Source organism: Streptococcus zalophi, from assembly GCF_016481285.1.
Taxonomy (GTDB): domain Bacteria; phylum Bacillota; class Bacilli; order Lactobacillales; family Streptococcaceae; genus Streptococcus; species Streptococcus zalophi.
Genome location: NZ_JAENBP010000009.1, coordinates 35,436 through 61,298, shown reverse-complemented (window position 1 = coordinate 61,298; position 25,863 = coordinate 35,436). Strand labels below are relative to the sequence as shown.

The following is a 25,863-nucleotide window of genomic DNA, read 5'->3' as shown; positions in this document are numbered from 1 at the left end:
TTTTTTGACCAGCTTTAAATTCTGGAAGATCTGTAAATTCATATGCCCAGTTAGTTGCTTCTGTTACTGTCGCTTTTTGTCCAGTTGGCTGACCATCTGCCAAGAGGTTAACAATGACTTCTGTTGGTCGTTTCCCATCTTGGTTATTAGCATCATCCCAGATTTTTTTACCTGAGATATTTACAGTGCTTGGTGTGTGGGTATTGGTAATATCATAACCAGTAACCACAGCATTATATTCTGGTACAGTTTCTTCTTTAACTGTATACTGAATTTTTTTGTCACCTTTAGCCTCTGGAAGATTATCAAATTGATATTTCCAACCAGTTGCTTCTGAAATTTCTTGAGTATCTATTTGTTTGCCATCTGCTAAAAGGATAATGGTAACTTTATTCGGACGTTTACCGTCTTGATTATCAGCATCATCCCACGTTTTAGTTCCAGCAATGGTGATTAGTTTTTTGTTAGTTACCGTGAGTCCTTTATCTGATGTGCCACCATAAGTTACAAGGTAATTATCACCATCTAATTGGATACTGCCATTATTTTCATCGATTTCTTTAACGCTATAGATGTATTTATGATCTTGTAGGTCATTTTTATATAGGTTGGTCCAAGTTACTTTAGTAGTTCCACTTTCTAATTTTTTAACATTAGCTTCAGGAACTTCTTCAAGTTGACCACCTTCTATTTGACGATATAATTTCAAATAGATATCAGGGTGATTTGTAGAAGATGTTATCCATTTTTTCTGAACAGATACTTCTGTCTTTGGTCTTTCATTTGTAACATTAATTTCATCACCAACGATTGAGTATTGTGTGTTATTCTCAACCTGTTTTTTAAGTGTGAATTTAACATCATCAGTTTTAGTGATATCGTAGCCTTGAATGGTTTTAGTTTCTCTAAGGAGATATTCTTTATCTGCCCAAAGAACCCAACCTAAATTTTGTTGATCCCCTTGAATAAGGACTTTACCATTCTCATTTGTCACAAATTTAACATCATTACCATTTTTATCTTTAATGGCTTGTTCTTGACCATTAACAATCTCAAATAGTTGGAATTCTACACCCTCTAATTTTTTAGAGTAATCATCTTTATCACTTTTAACAATTGTAACGCTTGGATTGCTACCTGTTCCACCACCTGTAGTTTCAATGTTTATTGTTTTTGTAATTTTACTAGATTTACCTTCCAAAGTAGCAGCATTTGAAAAAGTAGCATCTCCTTTACCTAACACTCTAGCATCATAAGTTATTGTCAATTTTTGGCTATCAGGAAGATTATTAATTGTCAAAGTATTAGTTTCTTTATCATAGCCTATATTAGCATCTGGTGCATCAGGGGTAATTTTTACTGTGTCTAACTTAATTCTTAAGTTATCAGATAGTTTATCTGTTAAAGTGAGTTTATCTGAATTAGTAAGTAAGTCTCTTCCTTCTTTGTTGACTTCAATGCTAAAAGTAGCAACATAACCATTATCTATTGTTGGTTCAGTTAATAAACTCTTGTCAACAAATGGTGAGTAAGTATGATTAGCAACAACAGTATCGGAAGTGAATTCTCCCCATGAAGCAACATTTTTAAGAGGATAGCCTTCCTCCAATGTCAATGCTTTATCGTTTAATTGATCAAGTGCTGCTTTATCTTTTGGTATTAGGTAGTAAAATACTTCATATTTTGGATACAAATGACTGCCATCTTTGGGTAAATTCTTGAGGGTCATCTCAATTCCTTCATTGGTTGAAGAAATATCAGCTTCTCCTCCATCAAAAGTATTATCATCTACATCCACACCTCTGATTTGAATACCATTATCTGGATAATATTTTAGATATGATGTTTCAAATTTATCTACAATAGTTGGTGTTTCTTCAGACAATCCTTCTATCGTTAATTGATATTTATAGATAGGATAAGTGACACCATTGATTTCAACTTCTGATTTTTCAAGATATTTTTTTTCAAGGCTTTGTTTTTTAGGAACTGCTCTTGCATATGCACCTAAAATGACTTGTTCCCCTTGAGTAGTATTCATTCTGAAAGTTGTGTTATTTGTGTGAATTTCTCCAGTTTTATAACCAACTGATGCAGCATATTCTAACCACTCTTGATCAACATCTGTTTCTAAAGTTATAACAATATCTCTAGGCTGACCATCTGGTGTCGGATTTAATCCTGGATGTTTAGCTTCGTCTTTATAAAAATGTATTGATATGGTGTTTTTATCTGGGGCATTACTTGAACGAATAATTTCATATTTTTCCTGATCTTGTAAACCAGTGACTTTTATCTTAGATGGGTCTGTCTCATCAAAAATATCTCTTAACCATTTCCCATTGTGTTCAAGTTTTGGTAAATCATCTACTATAAAGGCTTGACCATCATGTCCTTGACTTGGAAAATCTTTAATGGTAATTTGCCACTTAATTTTTTTAGATGATACTTCAATTGCTTTTTTAGCTAGCGTTGTGGCAATTTGTCCATTTTCAATATTAATAGAACCTGTAGTATTGTAATTACCTACAGTAACATTGTTTTTAAAATTGAGCGTTCCTGGAGCACCAGTCATATCAATTTCCGTTGTGTACTCAATTTCATATTTGAATTTGCCATCACTATTTGGAATGATATGCTTCCAAGAATTCATCTTCCCATTAGCAGTGGTGGTGTCTAGTTGTGACCAAGGAATGTTTCTTACTTCTGTAGAACCATCCGGTTTTGTAACAGTAATCTTAATTCCTTGTCCTGAATAACCCATTCTCTTACTAGAAACATCAGTGATTTTGTCAAAGATGACTTCTCCACCCATGGTTTTACGCATGTATTTATTTATTTCAAGTTTCCAAGTAATCTCATGGATGTTATTACCCTTATCTTCTTGTTTTAAAACTCTTTTTGCTAGCATGGAAAAATCAATCTTATTTTCCAAGTTAAATTCAATACTTTTAGGATCTGGAACTTTGTCACTTTTCACAGTAGCAGTATTTTTTGTCTCTTCTACCGTCCCTTTTTCGGCAATAGCATCGTGATTCACTGTTGCACTGTATTTAACTACTACTTCTTCTCCATGACCAAGTCTTTCGATTCTTGTTTCAAACCCATTTCCCACTTGTGTTGTTTGATGTGGCAGTGGATTAGTTTTATTTGAAGTAATAACAACATCATTATTAAAAGTCAATGCTGTCCCACTGATAGTATCAGTGATAACAACATCTTTATTGATACCTTTTGATTTGATGGTTAATTGATAGTCAACCATTCCTGTGTCTTTGTTATAGGTTCCTGATTTTTCAATGGTTATATCTGAATCTATATTGACAACAAATTTCTTGATAATATTTTCATTAAATTGAATTTCAGTAATATTTTCAGCAATTTTCCCTTTAATTTCAATCGCAAATTCAATATTTGCCACTTTGGTCAATCTTGTAAAATTGGGGTCATTTTTGTTGAATTTTACTTTTAATTGATTTCCTTCAACTCTATATGTATTATTATTGACATCTACTTCACCTTCACTATCAATAATATGTATTGAAAATGTCGTTTCACCAACGGGACCTACTGTTAATCCTGCTGGCAATGTATATATCATTTCTTCTTCATCACTAAATTGTTTTGTCTGGTTTTCAGCAAAACGAAATGTAACATCATAATCCCCATCTGGATATACAATGTAATTGCCATCAGCATCTACTTCTGCATCTATATCAACATTAGTTAATAATTCATTAAGATTAGTAGTAGAAGCTCCCACTCCATCAGTATATACCGTTTGACCTGGTAGACTAAGTCCTATTACAGTTACTAACGATAAAAACAGTAAGGAGAGTATCTTCTTTACATCTTTAAGCATCTTTTTTCCTCCTCTTTAATTATAACGATTTCGAAATACTAATATTTAATTCCTTAAATCATAATTTCTAACTCAATCTTATCACACATACCAATGTTTAGCAACAGTTCTTGTATAAAACCTCTAAACTAATAATTAGTATTTAACAAGTAACCTGAACTAAAAATTTAAGATGAGATTGGTAATCTTTTTAACTCACTTAAATTTTTAATCTATTAAACAGGTTAATGGAGACAAATTAGAAAAATTATTCACTCTGTTAAATATTTATTTAATCTATTTTATTTACTTTTATCTAAAAAACTACCAAAAATATTTTTGGTAGTTTTTTTAATAATTAATTTTCAAAAATGTCACTATTAAACCATTTATTCCACAAAAAATCGTTAAATACTTCCCCAAACACTCTCAAGGATATTGGTTTGGTCACGATCAGGGCCAACAGAGAAGGTAGAAATACGAACACCTACTAACTCGCTAATGCGACGGATATAGTTTCTAGCATTTTCTGGTAAATCCTCTAAACGTCTAACACCTGTAATATCTTCTGACCAACCTGGTAGCTCTTCATAAATCGGTTGGCAACGTTTTAACTTATCAAGACTAGCTGGATAGTAGTCAATACGTTCTCCGTCTAAGTCATAAGCAACACAAATCTTAACAGTATCAAGGCCTGATAGGACATCAATCGAATTTAATGAAAGATTGGTAATCCCTGATACACGACGACTATGTCTCATAACCACTGAGTCGAACCAACCAACACGACGCGGACGACCCGTAGTTGTACCATATTCATGACCGATTTCGCGGATGCGATCTCCTGTGGCATCAAACAATTCTGTTGGAAACGGTCCATCACCAACACGGCTGGTGTAGGCCTTACAAACCCCTACAACCTTGTTGATTTTACTTGGACCAACACCAGAACCGATGGTAACACCTCCTGCAACTGGATTAGAAGAGGTTACAAACGGATAAGTTCCTTGGTCAATATCAAGCATGACACCTTGTGCCCCTTCAAATAAGACACGTTTTCCTTTATCAAGGGCATCATTTAAAATGACAGACGTATCGGTAACATATTGTTTAATTTGTTGCCCATATGCAAAATACTCTTCAAAAATGTCATCAAACGATGATAGCTCACACTCATACATTTTTTCAAAGAGGCGATTTTTTTCTTCAAGATTAACACGAAGACGCTCAGCAAAAATATCTTTATCAAGCAAGTCAGCAATACGAATACCCACGCGCGCGGCCTTATCCATATAAGCAGGGCCAATTCCTTTATTGGTTGTCCCAATCTTATTAGCACCTTTAGACGTTTCTTGTAGTTGGTCCAACTTGATATGATAAGGTAAAATCACATGTGCTCTGTCTGAAATCCGAAGATTATCTGTTGTCACCCCTTCTTCGTGAAGATATTTCAATTCTTTGACCAATGATTTGGGATTGACCACCATGCCATTACCAATCACAGAAATTTTTTCAGGGAAAAAAATGCCTGATGGAATCAGATGGAGTTTAAATTTCTTACCATCAATAACGATGGTATGACCAGCATTATCACCACCTTGATAACGCGCAATAACTTCTGCATCTGATGATAGGAAATCTGTAATTTTGCCCTTTCCTTCATCTCCCCACTGGGTACCTACTACTACTACTGATGTCATAATAATGAATCCTAGCACGAAATACTCGTGTGCTAAATCCTTTCTTGATAATCATGGTAGGAGTTTCACCTACAAGCGTATCACCTTACCTATTATATGAAATTATGATTTATTTTTCAACAAACAATAAAAGAATCTTCTTTTTTCATAATCTTTTATTTTCTAATAAAAAACATAAGTATTTTTCATGCTTTTCATTGTCATAACGGTAAGATTGCGTTACAATAATAGCAACTATTAAACGTTAGTAAAGGATAAATAATGAGACAGTCAAGTTTATTTGGAAAAATTATTTTTCTGATTATATTGGTTTATTTTATACAAATAGCCATACCTTTTGTTATCGCTGGAGCCATAGGTTTTGGTCTTTTTCAATGGTGGAAGAAAAGTCAAAAAACACCTATCCAGCATAAAAAAGTAGAACAAATTAGTGATAGTATTGACATTCAAGAATTAAAGGCTTATATCAAGTTAACTGATAAGAAACTTAAAAAACTAGAAAGCTATCGCGAAAAAGAAAAATGGGATGACTATATTGATTTGGTTAGACAAATCATGCCACAGTTAACCCACATCAATGATGAAGCAGAACGATTAAAAAAAGAAATTGAGCCACTCGTTCATAAAAGAATCATTAAAAAAGTGCATACCACTAGACTAGACATTCAAGAACAAATAGAAAAACTTGGGCTATCACCTGATATGCCGACATCAAATGATGGTAGACACATCCTCAAGCTTGCGCCTGAACTAAGTGAGGCCTATCACAATATTCAAAAAGATAACTTATCTATCTTGGAGAAGATTAAACAAGCAGATAATGAGGAGGAATTAATCGCCATCCACCAAAGCAATATGAAACGCTTTGAAGATATTTTATCTGGCTACCTCAAAATCAAGGCAAATCCCAAAGATTATTACAATGCAGAGGATCGTTTAGCACAGGCTAAAGAAGCCATTGAAAAATTTGATTTAGATTTAGACGAAACTCTTCGTAAACTCAATGAAAGTGAACTAAAAGATTTTGAGATTAGTTTACGAATGATGCAACATAACAAAACAAACTAAAGGAGACAGTAATGTCAGATACATTTAATTTTGATATTGATAAAATTGCAAATAATCAATTGGTAAAAACAGACAAAACAACTGATATTATTCTTGATGAAAAAGAAAAAACAGGGCAAATATCATTTTTAGAAAAATTAAGCACCAAACAACAAGAAGCGATCAAAGAAAGAACACCTCAATTGGTTGATGGTTTTATCTCTGATCAAAACGCTCTATTAGACTTTGGTCAATCAGCTGTTGAAGAGGTTAATGCTACTGTTAATCATATTTTATCTGAACAGAAGAAATTGGAAATTCCTCAGGTTGATGAACTTTTACAAAATACCAACCGTGAACTCAATGGCTTTATTGTTAAATATAAGGATGTGACACCTGCAGAGTTAGAGAAAAAACCAAACTTTATTCAAAAACTCTTCAAACAAAGCCGAAATACCCTCCAAGAATTTTACTTTGATGCTCAAAATGTTGAACAAAAAATGAACAGCATGGCCGCAACCATTGTTAAACAAGAAGAGGTGCTAGCAAGAAATATTGTTTCTGCAGAGATGCTCATTGAAGACAACACCAAATCCATTGAAAACCTTGTTGGTGTGATTGCTTTTATCGAGTCTAGTCAACAAGAAAGTGCCAATCGTGCTAAAACACTCCAAGAGGCTCTTGCTAAACTAGATAGTGCAACACCAGAATATCATCTTAAATCTGAAGAGTTGGCAAGAATGACCGAGGTTATTAACACCTTGGAACAACAACACACCGAATACATGAGTCGTCTCTATGTGGCATGGGCGACAACACCTCAAATGAGAAATCTTGTTAAAGTCTCTTCTGATATGCGCCAAAAACTGGGCATGCTTCGTCGCAATACCATCCCAACCATGAAATTATCCATCGCTCAGTTAGGTGTCTTACAACAATCTGTTAAATCAGGAGCAACGGCCGATGCGATCATCAATGCTAATAATGCTGCTCTTCAAATGCTTGCTGAAACTAGTAAAGAAGCCATTCCAGCACTTGAGCGAACAGCTCAAAGTCCAACACTTTCTATCACTTCTGTGACCAGTTTGGCAGAAAGTTTGGTGGCTCAAAACAATGGGATTATAGCTGCTATTGACAATGGTAGAAAACAACGTGCACAACTTGAAACAGCTATCATCAAATCAGCTGAAACCATTAATGACACATCAAAACTACGTGATGAAAAAATTGTTCAAGCCCTTTTAAATGAAGGAAAAGAAACGCAAGAACAAGTTGACAATCATCCTAAAAACGAAGAAAACCAATAACTATTAAAAAACAAGTCACAATAGTGGCTTGTTTTTTGTCACTTGAGCTAGTCAACGTCACTTCTACTTTTTCAAGAATCATAACCTGCTAAATCAAGAAATATTATGTTATAATATAGGTTATGGATAAATTAATTAAGACAATTTCAGCTTCTGGTTATTTTCGTGCCTATGTACTAGATAGTACCCAAACCGTTAAAGAAGCTCAAGAAAAGCATCAAACGCTAGCAAGTTCTACAGTAGCTTTAGGGCGAACTTTAATTGCCACTCAAATATTGGCTGCTAATCAAAAAGGAGACAGTAAAATTACTGTTAAAGTGATTGGTGATAGTTCTTTTGGCCATGTCATTTCTGTTGCTGATACTAAGGGTCATGTCAAAGGCTACATCCAAAACAAAGGGATTGACATCAAAAAAACCGCAACTGGTGAAGTCATTGTTGGCCCACTCATGGGAAATGGACACTTTGTCGTTATTACAGATTATGGCATTGGTAAACCTTATACGTCAACAACGCCTCTTATCACTGGAGAAATCGGTGAAGATTTTGCTTACTATCTCACAGAGAGTGAACAGACACCATCTGCTGTCGGCTTAAATGTTCTACTTGATGAGAATGATCAGGTAAAAGTAGCCGGTGGTTTCATGCTACAAGTCTTACCTGGAGCTCCAGAAGAAGCGATTGCGCGCTATGAAAAACGCATTCAAGAAATGCCAGCCATCTCTAGTCTCTTAGCGTCAAAAAATCATATTGAAGCCCTTTTAGAAGCTATTTATGGTGAGGAAGCATTTAAAAGACTCTCAGAAGACACCTTAGCTTTTCAGTGCGATTGTTCGAAAGAACGTTTTCAAAATGCCCTAGCAACACTTGATAAAAAAGAGTTGCAAGCAATGAAAGACGAAGACCATGGTGCTGAAATTATCTGCCAATTTTGTGGCACTGTCTATACCTTTAATGAAGAAGAATTGGAGACAATAATCAATGACAAATCTTAATAGCCCTTTTATGATTGGAGACATCCACGTCCCACATAGAACCGTTTTAGCACCAATGGCTGGGGTGACAAACTCCGCTTTTAGAACGATTGCTAAAGAATTTGGTTCTGGACTTGTTGTCATGGAGATGGTCTCAGATAAAGGGATTCAATATAACAATGAAAAAACACTACACATGCTTCATATTGATGGCGAAGAACATCCTGTTTCTATTCAGTTATTTGGTAGTGATGGTGATAGTTTAGCAAGAGCTGCTGAATTTATTCAAGAAAATACCAAAGCTGACCTTGTTGATATCAACATGGGCTGTCCGGTTAATAAAGTAGTCAAAAATGAAGCTGGTGCCAAGTGGTTAAAAGATCCTGAAAAAATTTACTCAGTGGTCAAAACCGTTAAATCTGTTCTTGATATTCCCTTAACGGTGAAGATGAGAACGGGCTGGGCTGATAGCTCACTAGCTGTTGAAAATGCCTTAGCAGCTGAATCAGCCGGTGTTTCTGCCTTAGCCATGCATGGTAGAACCAGAGAACAAATGTACACTGGTCATTGCGACCATGAGACCTTGAAAAGAGTCGCAAAAGCTGTCACAAAAGTCCCATTTATCGGTAATGGTGATATCAAAACGGTTGAAGATGCAGCTTATATGATTGATGAAATTGGAACAGATGCTGTTATGATTGGACGTGCAGCCATGAACAACCCTTATATCTTTACTCAAATTAATCATTACTTTGAAACAGGTGACATTTTACCTGATTTGCCATTTGAGAAAAAATTAGACATTGCTTTTGATCATTTGACACGCCTTGCCTCTCTTAAAGGAGAGCATATCGCTGTTCGTGAATTTAGAGGACTTGCTCCACACTACTTACGAGGAACAGCTGGTGCCGCTAAAATTCGTGGGGCTGTCTCAAGAGCAGAAACCATTGAAGAAATTGAAAACCTATTTGCTCAAGCTCGCATGAGTTTATAGGAAAATCGTTACCCTCTTGAAAAAATAAGCATTTTTTTATAAAATAAGAACGTCATATAAAGTTAGGAGAAGTATGTTGATTGTATTAGCAGGAACCATTGGAGCTGGGAAAAGCTCCCTCGCAGCAGCACTTGGTGAACATTTGGGAACAGAAGTCTTTTATGAGGCCGTTGATAATAATCCCGTTTTAGATCTCTATTATAAAGACCCAAAAAAATATGCCTTTTTATTACAAATCTTTTTCTTAAACAAACGTTTCAAATCCATCAAAGAAGCCTATAAGGAAGATAATAATATTTTGGATCGTTCGATTTTTGAAGATGAGTTGTTTCTAACGATTAATTATAAAAATGGTAATGTCACAGAGACTGAATTAAATATTTATAAAGAATTGTTAGAAAACATGCTAGAAGAATTAGAAGGCATGCCTAAAAAGAGACCAGATTTACTCATTTATATTGATGTCTCATTTGAAAAAATGCTAGAACGTATTAAAAAACGTGGTCGTGAGTTTGAACAGATTGCAGATAATCCTGAATTATACAATTATTACAAACAAGTTCACGGGGAATACCCTGAATGGTATGAAAATTATAATGCCTCACCAAAAATTAAAATCAGTGGGGATGAGTTTGATTTCATTGAAAATCCTGAAGATTTACAAACTATTTTTGATATGGTTGATAGCCAATTAAGAGAACTTGATTTGTTAGACTAAACTAAAAAAGCTTGAGAGCCTAATGCTCTCAAGCTTTTTTTAGTTATCTGGATGAACAATTGTAAAGTTCAACTGTTTTTTTCTTGTTCCAATTTTCAGAGTATCATGAGAAGCTAATTCTCCTGATAAAATTAATTCTGATAAATGGTCTTCAACTTTTTCTTGAAGAGTTCGACGTAGTGGTCTTGCTCCCATTTCACTATCATAACCTTCTTTAGCTAAATAATCTAAAGCAGATGGTTGGAATTTAAGAGTGATATCTTTTTCTGCCAGTGTTTTAATGAGAGGGGCTACCATAATCTTAACAATAGCACTCATGTGATCTGGTGTTAAACTATGGAAGACAATCTTTTCATCAATACGGTTGATAAATTCTGGTCGGTAAGCTCTTTTTAATTCTTCCATGATACGTTTTTGCATAGCTTCGTAATCATTAGAATAATCTTTCGCACCAAATCCAACTGTCTTATCATCACGAAGAGCTGTAGCACCCAGGTTACTTGTCATAATGATAATGGTGTTTGAAAAGTCAACCTTTCGGCCCCTACTATCAGTTAATACACCATCATCAAGAACTTGTAGTAAAACATTAAAGATATCTGGATGCGCTTTTTCTACCTCATCAAAAAGAAGAACTGAATAGGGTTTATTGCGAACTTTCTCGGTCAATTCTCCGCCCTCATCGTAGCCAACATAGCCTGGAGGCGCACCATTTAAACGACTGGCTGAGAATTTCTCCATGTACTCACTCATATCAAAACGAATAAGTGCTGATTCATCATCAAATAAAATTTCAGCAAGCGCTTTTGCCAATTCTGTCTTACCAACTCCAGTCGGCCCAAGAAACATGAAAGAACCAATCGGACGTTTGCCGGTTCTAATACCAGATTGATTACGTCTGATGGCACGACTAATGCTTGATACCGCTGCATCTTGACCGATGACACGTTTATGGAGTTCTTTTTCCAAGTTGAGATAACGCTGAGCATCTGTCTGAGTAAGTTTTGTGACCGGTATCCCTGAGAGCTGACTGAGGGTTTTCTTGATATGATCCTCATCAACAGGAACTGGAGCTAGATTTGTTTCGTCCTCTTCTTTAGCTAGCCATTTAGAAACTTGACTTAATTTCCCAGCCATTAAAGCCTTGTCAGCTTTCGTTAGGACTTCTGGGTCTGTCTTTTTCACTAAAGATTGGACTGTCGCACTTGCTTCATCTAGTAAATCAATAGCTGAATCAGGTAAATTTTTATTAGTGAGGTAGCGATGAGCTAATTGAACAGCTGTTTTAACAGCAAGATCACTAATAGTAACGTTATGATATAATTCATAACTTTTCTTTAGACCCAACAAAATCTGATAAGCATCCTCAACGCTTGGCTCTTCTATTAAAATTTTAGCAAAACGACGTGAAAGAGCGGCATCTTTTTCAATATGTTTTTGATATTCTTCTTGAGTGGTAGCACCAACTGCTCTCAGAGTTCCACGAGCAAGAGCCGGTTTTAAAATATTGGCAGCATCAAGTGTGCTATCAATCCCACTCCCTGAGCCCATAATGGTGTGAAGTTCATCAATGAAGAGAATAATGTGACCATCAGCTTCAATATCTTCAATAATTTGATTCATCCGTTCTTCAAAATCACCACGAAAACGGGTTCCTGCTACAACACTCATCATGTCAAGCTCTAACACTCTCATATCAGCAATTTCATACGGTACATCACTTGTTACAATACGCTGAGCAAGCCCATAAGCAAGAGCCGTTTTACCAACACCAGAATCACCAACCAAAACAGGATTATTTTTGGTTTTTCGACTTAAAATTTGAATCATTCGTGTGATTTCTTTATCACGTCCAATCACAGGATCAAGATCACCTAAACGTGCCATTTCTGTCAGGTCTCTTGTGAATTCAGATAATTCTCCAACTGATGATGGCGGCTTCATTAAATCAGAGAAATGACTATTTTTATTTTTTTGTGGTTTTAATAATTGTTGAATATTTTTTAAATCTTCTTTTGAAAAACCAGCATGTCGTTCAAGTGATTTGCGAAGATCAATAAGACGTAATTTGGCATCACTATCTTTCATCTTAAAACCAGCCAACTCTAAGATACGAGTTGACAGTAAATCAAGATGTAACAACATAGCAAATAAGACGTGTTCTGTCCCAACTTCTTCATCACCCGTCACTTGACTAATGGCCTCAGCAAACCTTAGTGTGTGGGCTAAAGCTTTTGATTGTTCAAAAAAAGTTAATCCTTTAACTCTTTCTTTTGGTGTTTTATTAACAGCTAATCTAGCAGCCTCTTCAAAGGCTCTTTCTGGAACAAGATTATCAAACTCTAAAAAAACGTGACCAGCAATCGAATCAGGGACATAAACCATGGCTAGTAAAACATGCCAACTTTCTAAATAAAGGCTATCGTATCTAGCCGCTTGATACTGTGCATGTTTAAAAACATCATGCATTTTAGGAGAATATTGAATCATAAATGAGGTCCTTTTCTATCTAATTGTTGTAAAATTTTTCGAAGCATACGAGCACGAATTTGAGGAGCAAAATTTCCCAGCACCTCATCCATCGAAGTGGCAAGTACCAGGTTACCTTCTCGCTCACTAATAATGCCCTCATCAAATAAGACTTGAATCAAATCTGTGAAGACTTGCTCACTAATGCGCTCACCAATTGTTTCTGATAACTCTCTTAGCATCTGATGATTATCAGAATAACGAACCTTGGCGATTCTGATATAACCACCTCCACCACGTTTACTTTCAACAATATAACCTTTACTTTCAGGGAAACGGGTTTTAATCACATAATTAATCTGACTAGGAACAACTTGAAAGGTATCAGCCAAGCTAGAACGTCTGATTTCAGCAATACCAGATTGTGCTAATATCTGTTTAATATACTCTTCTATAATATCAGATATATTTTTAGAACTCATTTCAAACTCCTCTCTATCATCTTTGACTATCTCTGACTATTATACCGAAAATACTGTCATTTGAAAACCAAAAAAGCTAAGCTAGCAAAGATACCATAGAAAATAAAAAAAGATGGGTTTGCCCATCTTTTTGTGCGATTACTTGTTAAGCGCAGCAGCCATTGTTGCTTGAACTTCACTTTCAAAGTCGTTAGCTGCTTTTTCAATACCTTCACCTACTTCAAAACGTGTAAACGCAATAACCTTTGCATTTTGTGTGTCAAGGAATTGTTCCACCGTTTTGCTGTCATCCATAATATAAACTTGAGCAAGTAAAGTGTATTGTTGGTCAACTTGAGTATTGTCAAGCATGAAGCGATCCATCTTACCTGGAATGATTTTATCCCAGATTTTTTCTGGTTTACCTTCTGCTTTAAGTTCTTCTTTGATAGCTGCTTCAGCTTCAGCAAGAACACTATCAGTTAATTGTGCTTTTGAACCATATTTAAGGAATGGTAGCGCTGGTTTATTAACCATAGCACGACTTTCGTTATCAAGTTCAATTTTGTGATTTAATTGTGCTAGTTCATCGTGAACAAACTCTTCACTAAGATCTTTATATGATAAAACAGTTGGTTTCATCGCAGCAACATGCATTGCTACTGATTTAGCAAGAGCGCCATCTTCACCTTCAAGAACCGTGATAACCCCAATACGGCCACCATTGTGTTGATAAGCACCAAAAACTTGACTATCTTCTTTTTCAACAAGTGCAAAACGACGGAATGAAATTTTTTCTCCGATAGTTGCTGTTGCTTTAATGTATGCTTCTTCTAACGTTTCACCAGAAGCAACGGTTAATTTAAGCGCTTCTTCATTGTTAGCTGGCTTATTGTCACCAATAATTTGAGCAGTTTCATTAACAAGTGAAACAAATTGCTCGTTTTTAGCAACAAAGTCTGTTTCAGAGTTTACTTCAACCAATGCTGCAACATTACCATTAACATAAACACCAGTTAAACCTTCAGCGGCAACACGGCTTGCTTTTTTAGCAGCTTTAGCCATCCCTTTTTCACGAAGAAACTCGATTGCTTTTTCCATGTCACCATCTGTTTCTACCAATGCTTTTTTAGCATCCATAACACCGGCACCAGTTTTTTCACGTAATTCTTTTACTTGAGCTGCAGTAATTGCCATTTTAAATTTCCTCCATGTTATATTAGTTTCTATTGAAAAACGAGACAGAGCGGTTTGCTATTTCTGCCCCGTTTATAGACGTCATCATCAAAGGTAATGATTATTCGTTTGTACCTTCAACAACTTCAACAAGTTTTTCGATTGATTCAGCTGATGCTTCTTCGTTTACTTCTTCAGTTGCCATTTCATCAGCAACAGCTTCCATTGAGTCTTCGCCTTGACGACCTTCAATAACAGCATCTGCTAATTTACCAGTGATTAGTTTAACAGCACGAATAGCGTCATCGTTTGCTGGAATGATGATATCGATATCATCTGGATCAGCATTTGTGTCAACCATAGCGACTACTGGAATACCTAATTTTTTAGCTTCTTTAACAGCGATTTGTTCTTTATGTGGGTCAACAACATAAATCACATCTGGAATGCGAGGCATGTCAGCGATACCACCCAAGAATTTTTCTAAGCGATCACGTTGTTTGTTAAGAAGTGATACTTCTTTTTTAGGAAGAACTTCAAATGTGCCATCTTCTTCCATTTTGTTAATTTCTTTAAGGCGTTTGATACGTTTTTGGATAGTTCCCCAGTTAGTCAATGTGCCACCTAACCAACGATGGTTAATGTAGTATTGACCTGCACGAAGTGCTTCTTCTTTAACAGCATCTGCTGCTTGTTTTTTAGTTCCTACAAACAAGATAACAGCGTCATTAGCTGCAGCATCACGAACGAATTCGTAAGCTTGGTCTGCCAATTTAACTGTTTGTTGAAGGTCAATAACGTGGATTCCGTTACGTTCAGTAAAGATGTATTTAGCCATCTTAGGGTTCCAGCGACGAGTTTGGTGACCAAAGTGAACACCAGCCTCAAGAAGTTGTTTCATTGAAATTACTGCCATGAGTATTTCTCCTTTTTTGTTTTTTTCCTCTCTTGGACTTCAACTTGCCATCTCACTCTATTGAGCAACAAGATCACAATTCATCCAAGATGAGTATTTGCCACAATAAATGACCCTACTATAATATCAAAAAAAAAACAAATAAACAAGCCTTTTGTCCTATCTTTTCATCAAATAAATCATCATTTTTCTTATCTCAAAGCTAATTATTTTTGATATCTCAGAAAAAGAGATGAGAAAAATATTCCTATATTTCTACTTGACGAAATCTTATTTTTGCGTTAGAATAATTACTTGTGGCGGTATAGCCAAGTGGTAAGGCACGGCTCTGCAAAAGCTTGATCGTCAGTTCGAATCTGATTACCGCCTTACAAAACATTTTCATTCATTTTCATAGACAATAAAAACCGCTCTATTGTGCGGTTTTTATTTTTTCTATTAATTCTCATTCATACTGATTTATGATTTTTCTAGGTCAAATTTAGGTCGATTTCAGGAAAATCTCGGTAAAAATTATTTATCTTTTTTATAATAGAAGGTTTGAAAATAACTCTTCTAAAAATTTTTCTGTTACTCAATTGTCAACTTAAAAGATATCAATAATTATTGACTTTATTAATAAAACTATATATAATAAATAATGGCGGTTTATGTTTAATAATCGTTAAATTTAAATAGGAGAATTTTTTTATGATGAAAAAATTAACTTTTTATTTTTTAGCATTAGTATTGTTGATTCCAATGTTACTTGGAATCAGTAGAGAAACTGTTAAAACTGATGAAGTCGGTGATGTTGTTACCAAAGTCTATGTCACAGATAATGAAGGTAATCCTCTCACTGGAAGTGTTAGACAGTGGCAACAATTTAGAATTAATGCTGATTTCACTTTACCAAACAATCAAGTAAAAGCTGGTGATACAACAGTTATTACTATTCCTGAAGAGCTAATGTTCTCACCAAGTTCACAGAATTTTAAAGTTATCACTAAAGATAATGAAATTGTTGCGAATGCTGAGATAAAAACTAATCGTCAAATAGTCTTAACTTATACTGACTATGTCGAAAAAAAATCAGACATCAGTGGTTCTCTCTTCATTTATGTCAGAGTTGACCACGATAAATTCAAGGAAAATAAAGATATTACCGCTTCTTTAGATGTCAATGGAAAATTAGTTCCTGGCGGTAAATTTAATTATGAGGGTGTCGGTAATCCTCATCCAAGAAAATTGAGTAAGTCTGGGTGGAGAAATGATAGTGACCCCCAAATCATTGAGTATCTTATTGCGGTCAATAGAGATAAACAGGCATTATCTGGTGTTCAAATTCTTGATCAACTAACAGAGTCATACCTATCATATATTCCAGACTCTCTAGTTATCTATACTGGGAATTGGGAGTATAACAATGAAAGAAGTGATTGGACGTTATCAAATATACAAGACGTTACTAGCCAGTACAACACTAGATTCACTGGTAATAGTTTCTCAATTGATTTCGGAGATATCCCAGCAGAGCAAGGATTTTTAATTCGCTACCAAGTTAAAATTGCTCATGCACCAATTGATGGCGAAAAATTCAATAATAAAGCTACTATTATTACTAATGATGGATTAAGCAAAGAAGAGTCTTTTCACTATATTTTCCAAACAGCTGGCGGTGAAGCTATCGGTTATACCTATGGAATATCAATAAAAAAAACAGACCAAGAAGGAACACCACTTAAAGATGTTACTTTTGACGTTATTAGAAAAAGAACAGGCTTATCTGTTGGACAGATAACAACTGATGATAATGGTATGGGTTCAATTGATAAATTACTAAAAGATACCTATATTCTTAAAGAAACTAATGTTCCTGACGGCTATCAACCCATTCGTGATATTATTATTAACGAATCTGATTTTGATGCCAACTCTAAATTAGCTAATAAAACAATTATCAATGAAAAAATAATGACGACTACAACTACAACGACTACGACTACAACGACGACAGAAGAACCAACTACTTCTACTACGACGACTACAACAGAAGAACCAACTACCTCTACTACGACGACTACAACAGAAGAACCAACTACCTCTACTACGACGACTACAACAGAAGAGCCAACTACTTCTACTACGACGACTACGACAGAAGAGCCAACTACTTCTACTACGACGACTACAACAGAAGAACCAACTACTTCTACTACGACGACTACAACAGAGGAGCCAACTACTTCTACTACGACGACTACAACAGAGGAACCTAAAACAACGACTACTGAAAAACCTAAACTTCCTAAAACAGGTGAAAATAATAATGGTCTGTTGATTGTCTTTGGAATTGCAATCGTTGGACTTGCTGGTTTTTATATTTATAAACGCCATCAAAATAAATAACAATGTACTTAACTATTAAAATGATTCAATATAAGAAGTGATATAATACAAAAAAACATCTCTTGATTCGGGACAATCCAAATCAAGAGATGTTTTTTTGTTTTTAAAAATGATAACTCTAGTAATTATTTAATCTAGTATAGATAATTTTCTAACTAAGTGGTGAAAAATTAAGGTATGATTCTACTAACTCAATTTTATAAATAGTGATAGTAGTAACAAGATAACTTATTAAAAATTTCTAGACGTTGTATTTTAGTATACCTAGTCAATTATAGAACTTGTTGTAATTTTTATGGTCTGTAAACTTTTAGGTGTGATGGTAAAACTTTGATAGCTACCGGTAGAGCATCGCCTTCATCACCATCGACATTAACGGTTAACTCCTCATTTGTTTCTTCTAATTTAATCACCAATTCTTTTGGTTTTTCATAACCAATACGTTGATTAGAATTATCAACACCAAATAAAAGACTTGGGACAGATTGTAGTGTTTCTAATAAATTAGAGTCTTTCAAATAAACAAAGTGCAACAAACCATCATTAACTTCAGCTTCAGGTAAGAGGTGCTCAAAACCACCAATGGAATTGGTTAATCCAATTAATAGGGTGCTACTTTTAATCTCTTTTTCACTACCATCTACTGTCACTTTAAAGTCATAAGATTGATGATCTAGTAAACTTTTGAATCCTGAAACAAAGTAAGCCATTTTACCTAGTTTGGTTTTATCTTCTGATTCCACATCATTGATAGCTTCAGGAATAGTCCCAATAGCAACAACGTTCATAAAATAGGAATCATTGATTTTACCAATATCTAATGGATGTAAATTGTCAAAGTCAATGGAATCGATAGCTTCTTTTGGATCAAGTGGAATATTAAGGGCGCGAGCCAAGTCATTAACGGTTCCTAATGGGAAGAAGCCAAAATAAGGACGGTGGTCTTCTTCTGCTAAACCACTAATACCTTCATTAACGGTTCCATCCCCACCCATAACAAAAACACTATGGAAATAATCTTTAGTAGCTTCTTTAGCAAAATCTCTAGCGTCACCACCTTTTTTGGTGTGTTTGACCACAACATCATCAAAATAGGTAGCTAACTTGTCTTTAGCCATATCTTCAAATTCTTTAGCTTTTTCGCCTCCTGAACTTGGATTGACCACTAATAATACACGTTTCATTTTTCTCTCCTTTATTACCAGATAATGAGACGATCTTCTTTTTTGCGCCACATTTTATCTGTTTCTTTCACATCAAAAGTTGTAAAGAAATCATCAAAATTAGCCACTTGAATATTGGTTCTAAGATGACCTGGGGCATGAACATCAATAGCTACTATCATTTGCATGTATTCTTCACGGGCTTTCATGCGCCAAATTTTAGCAAAATTGATAAAGTAGTCTTCGGCAGAAAAGTCTGCTTCTTTTTTCGCAGCTTCTAAAGCACAAGCTAGACCACCTAAGTCGGCCACGTTTTCAGAAACGGTTAATTTACCATTAACCTTGGCACCATGAGACTCTTGACCATCAAATTGGGCCACTACTTTGTCTGTTTTTTCTTTAAAGGCGTCGTAGTCTTCTTTTGTCCACCAATCTTTTAAGCTACCATTTTCATCAAAGGAAGCACCGTTGGTATCAAAGGCATGCGAGATTTCATGAGCAATTACTGCACCAATACCACCATAGTTAGCTGAAGAACTTTGTTCTAATGAATAAAATGGTGCTTGAAGAATGGCTGCTGGAAAGACAATTTGATTTTGTTGAGGGTCATAATAAGCGTTAACCATATGAGCTGGCATGTGCCATTCTTTACGATTCACCGGTTGATTCCACTTACTCCAAGAATAAGCAATCGAAATTTCAGCTAATTTTTGCGCATTTTCAATCAAACTAAGTTTGTCATCAATAATCTTTTTAACATAAGTTTCTGGCAATTCTTCTGGGTAGCCAATATGAGGTGTAATCACATTAAGTTTAGTGATGGCTTTTTGACGTGTTTCTTCTTGTAACCAGTCATTTTTTTCTAAACGATCCTTATAAACTTGAATCATGGTCGCCACTTTTTTCTCGACATCAGCCTTAGCTTCTGGTGAAAACTTCTCACCTGCATACCATAAACCAAGCGCTTGATTGTACGGGCCTTGTGCCAGATAAAAGGCTGCTTTTTTCTTATCCATGGCTTGAGGTGTCCCAGAAATGGCACGTTGGTATTCGCCAGATAAGACACGAATTTCATCTGTCAAATAAGAGGTCCAATTGAGTGCTGCTGCAGAAAGTAAGACAGCCTTTAAAGCAGGCCAATTTTTTTCTGAATAAAATTCTTTGGCGAATTCTGTCCAAAAACGCTCTTCAGGCACAATTACTTTATCTGGAAGCTGTCCTAAGATTTCTTTAAAGAAGTCATCAAGTGGCAACTCTGGCACTAATTTTGTAAATTCTGACCATTCATAAGGATGGTATAGCTTAGCGTATTCTGAAGATTCTTCACTTGATAAAACGTATTTTGCCAGTTTGGCATCAAGCGCAATCATCTTATCTAGTATATCTTTCACTTCTTCTTCAGAAAAACCAAATAGAGGAAGCATTTTTTCCTTGTTAGCACGCCAAATCGCTAGTAATTCTTTACCTCTTTCATTATCATCATCATAGAAAGTCGTATCTGGTAAAATAGTACCTGGTGCATAGGCCCAAAGAACATTCGTTCTTGCATCCATAAAATCTGGTGAGGCACCAAATGGCATTAAGTTGGGTTTACCTTGCATCTCAAGACTTGCTAGCTTTTGGGTGAAGTCTTTAAAGCTTTCCATTTCCTGATATTCTTTGATTAAAGGCATAGCAGGAGTAACCCCTAATTTTTCTCTTGTGTCAAAATCAGAGACGAGATGATGGAATTTGACGAAGTTTTGTAAAATAGCATCATTAGGCACATCTTTACCTTCTAGCCAACCATCTGTTGTCTTAAGCATAAGTTTTTCAATCTCATCGGCTAAATCATAAAACCCGCCAGTACTTGGCTTATCATCAGGAATAACGGCTGACGCAATCCAGTCACCATTAACTCCATTGTAAAAATCATCTTGTAATCGAACCATATATCGACCTCAATTTCTATTAATATTACTTTACATTTTAACAAAAAAAGGAATAAAACGCATATTAAACACCTTATTGATTTCAATAAAGTATACACTATGATATACTGATGAAAACAAGAGGAGAACTCCTTTGGCTAAAAACATTGAAATTAAAGCACGCATTAAAAATTATCAAAAAACAAAACAGCTATTTCATCAATTAACTCAGGTAGAACCTGTCACTTTAAAGCAACGAGATACTTTTTATCATTTTTGGTTTGGCCGACTAAAACTCCGTCAGATTAATGAAAAAGATAGTCAATTGATTTTTTATCAAAGACCTAATCTCTCCAAATCAAAACTTTCCAACTACAAGATATGGACGATTAACAAGCCTCAACGTTTGGATAGGATTTTAGGAATAGTTTTGGGGCGCGTTGGCGTTGTTGAAAAGACACGTCTGCTCTTTTTAAAATATAATGTACGTTTTCACTTAGATAGGGTCACAAACTTAGGTGATTTTATCGAATTAGAATACATGGTCGTAGATAATGAACCACTTAAACAAGCTCAAGAAAAGGTAGATGCTATTCTTGAAAAACTTAATGTTTCGGATACTGATTATATATCAGTGGCTTATATAGACTTATTAAAAAAGGAGGACTCTTATGACAGTCGACATTAAACCAGAAATTACCTTGGATGACCTTAAAAAAATCGATATTCGTTGTGGCACCATCTTAAGGGTTGAAGATATTGAAGCATCAAAAACTCTCGTTAAATTAACCGTTGATTTGGGAGAAACAGAACCAAGAACAATCCTTTGTGGTCTTAAAGAAGAGCGACAAAATCCTTATGAAATTGAAGGAAAACAAGCATTATTTGTTGTTAATTTAAAACCTCGAAAACTATTTGGTCACATCTCTCATGGCATGCTATTTGATATTGGCTATGAAGATGGCATCACACCAGTACTTGCTATACCGGAAAAACAAATTCCAAACGGGTCTAGAGCTGGTTAAAAAAAGCATCATTACTTGCAGAGACTGGGTTAAAAGACCCTGTCTCTTTTTTATCATGTCATCTGTATTGACTGTCTGGTAAAAGAGTGTTTTTCTTTATTATTTTTTGATAAAAATAAGCTGTCTGAGTGTTAATTCCATCACGTTTTGAAAGCGCTTTTAATGTTAAAATACAAGTGAATTCAGCTTAAATTTAACTTAACTTAAAGGAGGATAATTCATGGTGAAAAAACGACGTTTACCTAAAAGTATTGTAGGCCTATCGGCATCATTTTTATTAGCCTTAATGGCAGAAGGAATCATTACCCCGGTTCATGCCAATGATGAACAACTTTCTACCGTTACAACTACTCAGGTAGAAAATCAATCTGAACCAACTGAGAATCAAAATAATGTTGAACAAGCTGCTGAATTCAACACTCAAACAGAAATCACTCCTCAAGAAGTGATATTACCAACAGTTACTGAAGATAGTCATTTACCAAAAAAAACCGCTGTTGAGACAGATACTACAGCAAATGAAGCTGCTATTGCAGAAACACCAATAGCAACACAACAAGCAGTGGCACCAATCACGTTAGAAAAACAAACGGTTTACCTTTCAGAAACAAATGAAGTTGCTATCTCTGTTGAAACTCCTGAGACTGACATTAATTGGCAAGTCAATGGTTTACCAGATAAAACTTATATCATTGAAGATGGCACCTTTACAGGTGAACAACTCATTGCTATTTCTAATGTGCAAAATACTAATGGACAATACCAAGCGACTCTTACGATAAAACCTCTTCTAGGAGAAGACTTAGGTCTTCGCTGGCCAAACAATATTAGAAGAAGTTTTCGCGATTATATGGGTACCTACGTTTTAGAAGGACGTAATGGTGCTGGAGAACTCATTGTTCAAAAACCATTAACCTTTAGACCATATGAGAGCTATCAAACCTATGAAGAAATGGTGGCTTTTGTTGATGACACCATGACTAATCATGCTAACGACCGTTATGTCGGTTTAGAAATTATTGGTAAGAGTGCTCAAGGACGCGACTTGAGAATGGGGATTGTTGCTGATAAAGAATCAGATATCTCAGATTACCTTGATCATTTTACACCTCAAATGTTACAAGACCCAGCCAATCTTATCAAACAAATTGCTGATGGAAAACTTGATTATAAGGTTCCTATCATTATCAACAACACGCATGCTGATGAGCAACCAGGTATTGATATTATCGCCTTTCTCTTTAATGATTTTGCCACTAAAGACACCGTTAGTTACCAAACACTAGATGCTAATCAAAATCAAGTGAGTGTCCTACTAAACGTTAAAGATTTGCTGAAACATGCTATTTTAATCTTTAACTTTACTGAAAATCCTGATGGTGATTTGTTAAACACTCGCTCCTTAGCTAATGGCATTGACCCTAATAGAGATGCTGGTTACCAAGCCAATCCAGAAACTCGTGCCATTGCAGCTCAAATTTCTAAATGGAATCCTGCATCACTCTATGATGTTCATGGCTTTGTTAAAGAATTTTTAATTGAGCCTGCAACACCGCCACATGACCTTAACTTCGAGTATGACTTATTAGAAAAAACCATGCTTGAACAAGCAAAAGCCATGGGAACTGCGGGAATTACTAGCTCTAAATACACTAGCTTTATTATCCCAAGACTTGATTATGGTGCTGGTTGGGACGATGCCTTTTCAGGCTATACTGCGGTTTACTCAATGCATCATGGTGTGTTGGGTCATACCGTTGAAATTCCTGAAATGAACCAACAATCTTTCTATGCAGGTTATGCTGCTGTTTTAGCTGGTATCAACTATAATATCCAAAATAAAGACGAGATTACAATCAATCGTCTCAACTATTACTTCAGAGGCCTTAATAAGATTGAAGATAAAAAGGCTGAAGATCAATTTATCGACCCTAATGGTAACGTTGTTGGTCGACCTAAAGGCGACAATCCTAAGTTCTTCCCAGATTATTATGTGATCCCAATGGGACTGTCTACTGAAAGTGATAGTCAACAAGCATTTGAGATGATTGCTTACCTCAAACGTAACGGTGTTGTTGTCAATGAATTAACCAAAGATGTCGGCAACTATAAAAAAGGTGACCTCGTCATTGACATGGCACAAGCAAAACGTGGTTATGCCAACCATGTTCTCTATAAAGGAAATGATGAGTCTGCTTGGCCAGAAATGTATGCCGAAGTAGTGATGAATTTCCCAGCAATGAGGGGCTTTAAAGCAGAAGCTATCTTTAATGAAAATCTCTTTAAAGATGCATTAGGACAACCAACTCATCAAATGGCACCTAGAACTGTTGTTGATGAAAAAGCAAGCTACTATATGATACATAACAATTCTCTTAGTAGCATCCAAGCCGTTAATGCTCTCTTAAAACAAGGAGGAAAAGTCTACCTAACAACTGATGGCTATGTGGTGAAAACACCTGATTTCAGTCATCTCTTAATGGATTTTGCTTTATTAGGAACACCACTCTACAATAAAGAACCGATTGGTATACCACTAAAACCAATGAAAGTCTATGCTCCTGGTAATCCAAATAGAAATCTCGGCTATCCTTCTGTTTCTGAGGCTACCTTGTCTCTTACTCAAATGGGATTTGAAATTGTAAACAGTCTTGATGAGGCAGATGTGCTTGTTTTAGACAGCAATCAATTTGATGCAGATCTTCTTGGTAAAAAACCAACTCTTATCATTGGTGGCTCTGCTATGAGAAAACTAGAAAGACTTGGTGTCTTAGATGGCTTTGATGCTGAAACACTAGATGACGGCAACTCTTATGAGGGTCTCCTAAGAGCTCTCGTTAATAAAACTAATCCACTCTCTAGTGGTTATCGAGCTAATGACCTCGTTTATTCCAACTCAGGTAGCTGGATTAAATCATTACCATCAACGTTCAAACAATTACTATCAGTTTCTCCAGATAATGATTTTTACATTTCCGGTTGGTGGCCAGGTCATGATGCCGTTAAAGGTCAAATAATGGCTATTGATGGTACTTATATGGATCACCCACTATTTATCTATGCTGGTAATCCAATGAATAAGCTCCACACCCTATACTTCTATCGCTGGGTAAGTAATGCCGTTTTACGTGGTGAACTGACTGACTTTAAAGTATTATCAGAAACTCCTGATAAAGATGTTATTGTTATCGATCACAATCACACCCAAATGGCAATCACAACTCAACCGATGGCAAGTCAACCAACAGCGACTACTTTACCAAATACTGGTGATGAAACAACTGTTGTTTGGGTATTAATTGGTATGGCAGCAACAGCTAGCTCTGGACTGTTAGCTTTCAAGTGGAATAAAGAATAATCAACTGACTCTACTAAAAAGACCCCTGTTTTTAACAGGGGTTTTTAAATGATAAATTAAATAAACTTAATAAGATTAAGCACGTTCTGTATTTAAGTCAATAATCAGATGGTCACACGTCTCACAAGCAAAAGTAACCGTTTTAGGTCTTCCGAGTAATTTTGCATTGGTTTTTAATTTTATACCATCTGTTACCCAAATACCACCCAAAGCTTTTTTATCAGCTGGACTCCATTTTAAGGCATAACGATCACCATAAATGAAACCTTGAGTCATTTCTTTGTGACATTTTGGACATTCCATATATAACTCCTCCTTTTTATATTTTAAGAATATCATAAAAAGACAGCGCTAACAATTTTTTTGTTTTGCCATTTAAAGTACTTTATTACTTTTATCCGTTTAATTTTTTTGTA

18 protein-coding genes and 1 tRNA gene are annotated in these 25,863 nt (G+C 35.5%); 10 read left to right on the top strand and 9 right to left on the bottom strand.

Going from position 1 to position 25,863, the window contains the following annotated elements:
• The coding region (locus tag JHK64_RS06745) for a Cna B-type domain-containing protein (protein ID WP_199568231.1) at window positions 1–3,862 on the bottom strand (3,862 nt) is incomplete at its 3' end.
• A 386-nt stretch (window positions 3,863–4,248) separates the two neighbouring features.
• Window positions 4,249–5,541 (bottom strand): adenylosuccinate synthase, encoded by a 1,293-nt coding sequence (locus tag JHK64_RS06740; RefSeq protein ID WP_199568230.1) that lies wholly within the window; start codon window positions 5,539–5,541, stop codon window positions 4,249–4,251.
• 261 nt (window positions 5,542–5,802) lie between these two features.
• Here JHK64_RS06740 and JHK64_RS06735 point away from each other — a divergent pair, with 261 nt between their 5' ends.
• The 5 genes from JHK64_RS06735 to JHK64_RS06715 all read left to right on the top strand — a co-directional run bounded on the left by JHK64_RS06735 (window position 5,803) and on the right by JHK64_RS06715 (window position 10,581).
• Window positions 5,803–6,609 carry a hypothetical protein gene (locus tag JHK64_RS06735; protein ID WP_199568229.1) on the top strand — a complete coding sequence of 269 codons (807 nt, stop codon included), beginning with the start codon at window positions 5,803–5,805 and terminating at the stop codon, window positions 6,607–6,609.
• A gap of 11 nt (window positions 6,610–6,620) precedes the next feature.
• Window positions 6,621–7,895, top strand: a complete 1,275-nt coding sequence (locus JHK64_RS06730; protein WP_199568228.1) for a toxic anion resistance protein — start codon at window positions 6,621–6,623, stop codon at window positions 7,893–7,895.
• Between the two features lie 122 nt (window positions 7,896–8,017).
• Window positions 8,018–8,890 (top strand): Hsp33 family molecular chaperone HslO, encoded by an 873-nt coding sequence (hslO, locus tag JHK64_RS06725; RefSeq protein ID WP_199568227.1) that lies wholly within the window; start codon window positions 8,018–8,020, stop codon window positions 8,888–8,890.
• The gene (gene dusB / locus JHK64_RS06720; protein WP_199568226.1) at window positions 8,877–9,863 is read left to right on the top strand and encodes a tRNA dihydrouridine synthase DusB; all 987 of its coding nucleotides are present in this window, start codon (window positions 8,877–8,879) and stop codon (window positions 9,861–9,863) included. The genes hslO and dusB overlap by 14 nt, the downstream gene beginning before the upstream one ends.
• Window positions 9,864–9,936: 73 nt before the next feature.
• The gene (locus JHK64_RS06715; protein ID WP_199568225.1) at window positions 9,937–10,581 is read left to right on the top strand and encodes a deoxynucleoside kinase; all 645 of its coding nucleotides are present in this window, start codon (window positions 9,937–9,939) and stop codon (window positions 10,579–10,581) included.
• A gap of 39 nt (window positions 10,582–10,620) precedes the next feature.
• Here JHK64_RS06715 and JHK64_RS06710 read toward each other — a convergent pair whose 3' ends face one another.
• The 4 genes from JHK64_RS06710 to rpsB form a co-directional block, all read right to left on the bottom strand.
• Window positions 10,621–13,071: an ATP-dependent Clp protease ATP-binding subunit gene (locus JHK64_RS06710; protein WP_199568224.1), complete on the bottom strand. Its 2,451-nt coding sequence runs from the start codon at window positions 13,069–13,071 to the stop codon at window positions 10,621–10,623.
• A complete protein-coding gene (locus JHK64_RS06705; protein ID WP_199568223.1) occupies window positions 13,068–13,532 on the bottom strand; it encodes a CtsR family transcriptional regulator in 465 nt (154 codons plus the stop codon). The genes JHK64_RS06710 and JHK64_RS06705 overlap by 4 nt, the downstream gene beginning before the upstream one ends.
• 138 nt (window positions 13,533–13,670) lie before the next feature.
• Window positions 13,671–14,708 (bottom strand): translation elongation factor Ts, encoded by a 1,038-nt coding sequence (tsf, locus tag JHK64_RS06700; protein WP_199568222.1) that lies wholly within the window; start codon window positions 14,706–14,708, stop codon window positions 13,671–13,673.
• A gap of 100 nt (window positions 14,709–14,808) precedes the next feature.
• Entirely contained in the window at window positions 14,809–15,603 is a 795-nt protein-coding gene (gene rpsB / locus JHK64_RS06695; RefSeq protein WP_199568221.1) for a 30S ribosomal protein S2, read from the bottom strand.
• 298 nt (window positions 15,604–15,901) lie between these two features.
• Here rpsB and JHK64_RS06690 point away from each other — a divergent pair.
• Together JHK64_RS06690 and JHK64_RS06685 are read left to right on the top strand one after the other, a co-directional pair.
• Window positions 15,902–15,972: transfer RNA gene (locus JHK64_RS06690), tRNA-Cys, on the top strand.
• Window positions 15,973–16,293: 321 nt separating this feature from the next.
• Window positions 16,294–17,991, top strand: a complete 1,698-nt coding sequence (locus JHK64_RS06685; RefSeq protein ID WP_199568220.1) for an Ig-like domain-containing protein — start codon at window positions 16,294–16,296, stop codon at window positions 17,989–17,991.
• 293 nt (window positions 17,992–18,284) lie between these two features.
• On the opposite strand, the gene JHK64_RS06680 is transcribed toward JHK64_RS06685, so the two are convergent.
• Both JHK64_RS06680 and JHK64_RS06675 read right to left on the bottom strand, forming a co-directional pair.
• On the bottom strand, window positions 18,285–19,175 hold the full coding sequence (locus JHK64_RS06680; RefSeq protein WP_199568219.1) for a diacylglycerol/lipid kinase family protein: 891 nt from the start codon (window positions 19,173–19,175) through the stop codon (window positions 18,285–18,287).
• 14 nt (window positions 19,176–19,189) lie between these two features.
• Window positions 19,190–21,085, bottom strand: a complete 1,896-nt coding sequence (locus tag JHK64_RS06675; RefSeq protein WP_199568218.1) for a M13 family metallopeptidase — start codon at window positions 21,083–21,085, stop codon at window positions 19,190–19,192.
• Between the two features lie 133 nt (window positions 21,086–21,218).
• Between JHK64_RS06675 and JHK64_RS06670 the strand changes: the two genes are divergently transcribed.
• From JHK64_RS06670 to JHK64_RS06660, 3 genes are all read left to right on the top strand, one after another.
• Window positions 21,219–21,752 carry a class IV adenylate cyclase gene (locus JHK64_RS06670; protein WP_199568217.1) on the top strand — a complete coding sequence of 178 codons (534 nt, stop codon included), beginning with the start codon at window positions 21,219–21,221 and terminating at the stop codon, window positions 21,750–21,752.
• Window positions 21,736–22,089 carry a tRNA-binding protein gene (locus JHK64_RS06665; RefSeq protein WP_199568216.1) on the top strand — a complete coding sequence of 118 codons (354 nt, stop codon included), beginning with the start codon at window positions 21,736–21,738 and terminating at the stop codon, window positions 22,087–22,089. Before JHK64_RS06670 ends, JHK64_RS06665 begins: the two co-directional genes overlap by 17 nt.
• Before the next feature lie 220 nt (window positions 22,090–22,309).
• Window positions 22,310–25,447 (top strand): LPXTG cell wall anchor domain-containing protein, encoded by a 3,138-nt coding sequence (locus JHK64_RS06660; protein ID WP_199568215.1) that lies wholly within the window; start codon window positions 22,310–22,312, stop codon window positions 25,445–25,447.
• A 75-nt stretch (window positions 25,448–25,522) separates the two neighbouring features.
• On the opposite strand, the gene JHK64_RS06655 is transcribed toward JHK64_RS06660, so the two are convergent.
• Complete coding sequence (locus JHK64_RS06655; RefSeq protein WP_199568214.1) at window positions 25,523–25,750, bottom strand: PF20097 family protein; 228 nt, start codon at window positions 25,748–25,750, stop codon at window positions 25,523–25,525.
• Window positions 25,751–25,863: the final 113 nt, after the last annotated feature.

Excerpts from the sequence above, each read along its gene's own strand:
- JHK64_RS06740 (WP_199568230.1), bottom strand. The coding sequence starts at position 5,541 with ATGACATCAGTAGTAGTAGTAGGTACCCAGTGGGGAGATGAAGGAAAG.
- JHK64_RS06735 (WP_199568229.1), top strand. The coding sequence starts at position 5,803 with ATGAGACAGTCAAGTTTATTTGGAAAAATTATTTTTCTGATTATATTG.
- JHK64_RS06730 (WP_199568228.1), top strand. The coding sequence starts at position 6,621 with ATGTCAGATACATTTAATTTTGATATTGATAAAATTGCAAATAATCAA.
- hslO (WP_199568227.1), top strand. The coding sequence starts at position 8,018 with ATGGATAAATTAATTAAGACAATTTCAGCTTCTGGTTATTTTCGTGCC.
- dusB (WP_199568226.1), top strand. The coding sequence starts at position 8,877 with ATGACAAATCTTAATAGCCCTTTTATGATTGGAGACATCCACGTCCCA.
- JHK64_RS06715 (WP_199568225.1), top strand. The coding sequence starts at position 9,937 with ATGTTGATTGTATTAGCAGGAACCATTGGAGCTGGGAAAAGCTCCCTC.
- JHK64_RS06710 (WP_199568224.1), bottom strand. The coding sequence starts at position 13,071 with ATGATTCAATATTCTCCTAAAATGCATGATGTTTTTAAACATGCACAG.
- JHK64_RS06705 (WP_199568223.1), bottom strand. The coding sequence starts at position 13,532 with ATGAGTTCTAAAAATATATCTGATATTATAGAAGAGTATATTAAACAG.
- tsf (WP_199568222.1), bottom strand. The coding sequence starts at position 14,708 with ATGGCAATTACTGCAGCTCAAGTAAAAGAATTACGTGAAAAAACTGGT.
- rpsB (WP_199568221.1), bottom strand. The coding sequence starts at position 15,603 with ATGGCAGTAATTTCAATGAAACAACTTCTTGAGGCTGGTGTTCACTTT.
- JHK64_RS06685 (WP_199568220.1), top strand. The coding sequence starts at position 16,294 with ATGATGAAAAAATTAACTTTTTATTTTTTAGCATTAGTATTGTTGATT.
- JHK64_RS06680 (WP_199568219.1), bottom strand. The coding sequence starts at position 19,175 with ATGAAACGTGTATTATTAGTGGTCAATCCAAGTTCAGGAGGCGAAAAA.
- JHK64_RS06675 (WP_199568218.1), bottom strand. The coding sequence starts at position 21,085 with ATGGTTCGATTACAAGATGATTTTTACAATGGAGTTAATGGTGACTGG.
- JHK64_RS06665 (WP_199568216.1), top strand. The coding sequence starts at position 21,736 with ATGACAGTCGACATTAAACCAGAAATTACCTTGGATGACCTTAAAAAA.
- JHK64_RS06660 (WP_199568215.1), top strand. The coding sequence starts at position 22,310 with ATGGTGAAAAAACGACGTTTACCTAAAAGTATTGTAGGCCTATCGGCA.
- JHK64_RS06655 (WP_199568214.1), bottom strand. The coding sequence starts at position 25,750 with ATGGAATGTCCAAAATGTCACAAAGAAATGACTCAAGGTTTCATTTAT.